At 72.7% G+C, this 3,719-nt stretch carries 3 protein-coding genes and 2 pseudogenes; 3 read left to right on the top strand and 2 right to left on the bottom strand.

The features are described from left to right. A pseudogene (locus B9S61_RS42465) lies at positions 1-258 on the bottom strand (hypothetical protein); the annotation flags it as partial. A 349-nt stretch (positions 259-607) separates the two neighbouring features. Between B9S61_RS42465 and B9S61_RS21400 the strand changes: the two are divergent. The 3 genes from B9S61_RS21400 to B9S61_RS21390 all read left to right on the top strand — a co-directional run bounded on the left by B9S61_RS21400 (position 608) and on the right by B9S61_RS21390 (position 3,038). Further along, positions 608-1,996 carry a peptidase C39 family protein gene (locus tag B9S61_RS21400; protein ID WP_103543710.1) on the top strand — a complete coding sequence of 463 codons (1,389 nt, stop codon included), beginning with the start codon at positions 608-610 and terminating at the stop codon, positions 1,994-1,996. 151 nt (positions 1,997-2,147) lie between these two features. Then, positions 2,148-2,288 carry an SCO1431 family membrane protein gene (locus B9S61_RS21395; protein ID WP_103543709.1) on the top strand — a complete coding sequence of 47 codons (141 nt, stop codon included), beginning with the start codon at positions 2,148-2,150 and terminating at the stop codon, positions 2,286-2,288. Positions 2,289-2,381: 93 nt separating this feature from the next. Continuing rightward, entirely contained in the window at positions 2,382-3,038 is a 657-nt protein-coding gene (locus tag B9S61_RS21390) for a TetR/AcrR family transcriptional regulator (protein WP_103543708.1), read from the top strand. 111 nt (positions 3,039-3,149) lie between these two features. Here the strand turns inward: B9S61_RS21390 and B9S61_RS21385 are convergent. Then, positions 3,150-3,635 (bottom strand): annotated as a pseudogene (locus tag B9S61_RS21385) (glycosyl hydrolase family 18 protein); the annotation flags it as partial. Positions 3,636-3,719: the final 84 nt, after the last annotated feature.

Raw genomic sequence — 3,719 nt, 5'->3', positions numbered from 1 at the left:
GTCGTAGGGGGAGTAGTACGCGGTCTCGCCCCGGCCGAGCGGTTCGATCACCTGGCTCAGCAGCCGCCCGGTCCAGCCGAACAGCGCCTCGTGGTCGGCGATGTCGTCGAGCCGCAGCACCGGGGCGCCGTCCAGGGCCCCGGCCAGCCGCCCGGCGAAGGTCGACTTCCCCGAACCGGCGTGGCCGTCCACCCCGACGAGCCGGACCGGACCGCAGGACGGGCCGAGCCGGCGGATGCGGGAGGCGAGATCGTGCATGGCGGGCTCCCGGGACTGTGGAGGGCGCGGGCCGTGGTGGGGAGAGCGCGGGGGGCGGAGGGCGGGGACGTGGCTGGAGAGTGCACGGGCCGGCGGGCGCCGGCCGTGGGGTGCGCGGGCAGTGCGGGCTGACGGAAGCACTCTAGGCCCCGGTCCGGAGCGGCCCGCCGCGCGTCCCGCCATTGGTCGAGTCCCATGTTGGTCGGACACGGCACGGCCCGGGTGCTGGCAGGATGCGCCCGGCTGCGTTCATAGTTGGCCCACACCCGCTCCATCCGGCGGACGTACACCGTCCGGCCGGCCGTGCACTGGTCCTGTCCCGACTCCGACACCTGGGGGTCCTTCACCCATGAGCAGAGCCGAACTGCCCTCCCGCAGAACCCTCCTGGCCGCGGCAGTCGTCGCCACCGTCGCCGGAAGCGCCGCCCCGGCGTCCGCCGGCACCCCGACCGCCGGCACCCCGGCCACCGGCGCCACCGGCACCGCGAACGCCGGACGGGCCGCCGCCCGCACCGCCGACAACCGGGCCTGGACCTCGTACACGGACTGGCGCGGTGGCACCACCGACGGGACCCGTGCCGTCGCCGGTGCCCGCCCCGGCCTCGTGATCACCAGAGCCGCCGGCACCACGGACTACACCGACCCGCACACCGGCCGCACCTCCGCCTGGGAGTACGCGCGGTGGACCTCCCCCGTCCACCGCCTCGAGGTCCCGGCCACGGAGGTCATCACCTCCTGGAACGCGCACACCCCCGCGGGCACCTGGCTCCAGATCGAGCTGAAGGGCACGTACTCCGACGGCACGGACACCCCCTGGTACGTCATGGGCCGCTGGGCGGCCGGGGACCAGGACATCCGCCGCACCTCGGTGGACGACCAGGGCGACGGCAGGAGCAGTGTCTGGACGGACACCTTCGCCCTCGACGACGCGGACTCGGGCCTGCGCCTCGCCTCCTACCGGCTGCGCCTCACCCTCCACCGCCGCCCCGGCACCCGCCTCACCCCGACCGTGTGGCGGGCCGGCGCGATGGGCTCCGACGTCCCCGACCGGTTCACGGTCCCCGCCTCCACGCCCCGCCTGGCCCGGGAACTGGCCGTCCCGCGGTACTCCCAGGAGATCCACAAGGGTCAGTACCCGGAGTACGACAACGGCGGCGAGGCCTGGTGCAGCCCGACCTCCTCGCAGATGATCATCGAGTACTGGGGCGGCCGGCTGACCGAGGACCAGCTGTCCTGGGTCGACCCGTCCTACGCCGACCCGCAGATCTGCCACGCGGCCCGGTACACGTACGACCACCAGTACGCGGGCTGCGGCAACTGGCCGTTCAACGCCGCCTACGCGGCGACCTTCGAGGGACTGCAGGGCGTGGTCACCCGGCTCGGCTCCCTCACCGACCTGGAGACGCTGATCGCCGCGGGAATCCCGGCCATGACGTCCCAGTCGTTCCTGGAGAAGGAGCTGACCGGGGCGGGGTACGGCACCTCCGGGCACCTGATGACCGTGATCGGATTCACCGCGGACGGTGATGTGATCGCCAACGACCCCGCCTCGGACGACAACACGGCCGTGCGCCGGGTCTACCGACGGCGCGAGTGGGAGAACATCTGGCTGCGCACCAAGCGGTACAACGCCTCCGGCAAGGTCGCCTCCGGCACCGGAGGGGTCTGCTACCTGTACTTCCCGGCCCGTCCGACCCCGCGCCAGCGCAAGGCGCTCGCGGCGGTGGGCGTGCGCTGAGCCGGCCCGGCGAGCGGGGTCCCGGCCCGCCCGGGGCCCCGCGGTCCTGTGACCGATGTCTCGGCCGCGAAAGCCGCTCACGGTGGCAAGGTGGACGTCAGCAGCGGGGGGAGACCACGGACCCACGCACCACCGAGACCAGCGAGAAGCCATGACCGCGAACGCAGCCACCGTCACCCGCGCCCGCACCGGCGGTCCGCAGGAGGACGGGCCGAAGATCCTCGAGCACGTCATGGGATGGACACTCGTCGTGCTCCTCGCGATGCTCGTGACCCAGCTGGGACTGCTGTAGCCCGTCACCCCGGGCCGCCCGGACCGGCCCGGTGGCCGACCTGTCATACTGCGGCGGGATTGTCCCGCCGCCCGCAGGAGACCTGGGTCGACATTGAACACCAGCCAGCAGTCCGCCGTGCGTCCCGGAGCGCGCGGAACCCAGCGCTCCTCGGCCCGCCGGGCCGAACTCATCGCCATCGGGCGGAGCCTGTTCGCCGACACGTCGTACGACGCGCTCTCGATGGACGACATCGCACGCCAGGCGCAGGTCGCCAAGGGGCTGATCTACTACTACTTCCACTCCAAGCGGGGTTACTACCTGGCGATCATCGAGGACTCGGTGGCCGGCCTGGTCTGCTACGCGGGGAGCGGAGCCGAACTCCCGCCCGTGGAGCGGGTACAGCGCACCATCGACAGCTATCTGCGGTACGCCGAGCACAACCAGGCCGCCTATCGCGCGATCGTCAGCGGCGGCGTCGGCTTCGACACCGAGGTGCACGCGATCCGGGACGGGGTGCGGGAGGCGATCGTCATGACCATCGCCGAGGGCGCCTACGGCCGTACCGACATCGCCCCGGTGGCACGGATGGGGCTGCTGGCCTGGGTGTGCAGCGTGGAGGGTGCCGCGCTGGCCTGGATGGACCGCGGTGAACTGCCCCGGGAGACGATGTGTGAGCTGCTGGTGAAGACGCTCGGCGGGGCCATGCGCGCCATCGAGGAGCTGGACCCCGCCCACCCGGCCCCGGCGCCCGCGCGCCGCGACGCCTGAGCCCTGCCGGCCGGGCGGCGGGGGCGGAGATCCCCCCGTGGAACCCCCGCCCCCTGTCCGTGCCTGATGGCTACCGGCCCGGAGAGGTCACCGGATCGCCTTGATCAGCTCCCCGTTCGCGGTGGTGCCGCTCAGCTCCCAGAGGAACGTGCCGGCCAGCCCCTGCCGGTCCTTGTAGTCCATCTTGGCCGCGATGGTGGCCGGCGTGTCGTAACTCCACCACTCGCTGCCGCACTTGGCATAGGTGTCCGCGACGCCGTCGACGGACACGTCGGCCGTGTAGGAGCGTTCGGTGGCCGCGGACGAGTCGCCCATGGCGCACCTGCCGCCCGTGACGTTGCCGAAGGCGTAGTTGATGTGGGTGAGCCTGTCGGCGGAGCCGGACGTCTCGATGTTCCTGACGTAGTACTCGCGGTCGTAGGTGCCCCATTCGGTGAAGTACCCGATGACCTTGGAACCGGCGGCGGCCTCCTGAGCCGAGGTCGCGGCGGTCGCGGTCGAGGCACCCGCGCCGGCGAGCAGTCCGGCGCCGAGCGCGGCGGCGCACGCGGCGGACATGAGCGCCCGGAGGGTGCGAGAACGGTGGGGGGATTGCATCCGTGGTCTCCTCGTGGGGGAGGGGAGCGCGAGTCGGGGGGGTGCCTCTATGTCCTTCGTCAAGGCACCCTTGTCGGGTTTGGG

Origin of the sequence: Streptomyces sp. SM1 (assembly GCF_002910825.1) — a bacterium.
Lineage (GTDB): Bacteria > Actinomycetota > Actinomycetes > Streptomycetales > Streptomycetaceae > Streptomyces > Streptomyces okerensis.
Note: the sequence above shows the minus strand (reverse complement) of the source record. Positions and strands in the feature narration are given on the sequence as shown.

Excerpts from the sequence above, each read along its gene's own strand:
- B9S61_RS21400 (WP_103543710.1), top strand. The coding sequence starts at position 608 with ATGAGCAGAGCCGAACTGCCCTCCCGCAGAACCCTCCTGGCCGCGGCA.
- B9S61_RS21395 (WP_103543709.1), top strand. The coding sequence starts at position 2,148 with ATGACCGCGAACGCAGCCACCGTCACCCGCGCCCGCACCGGCGGTCCG.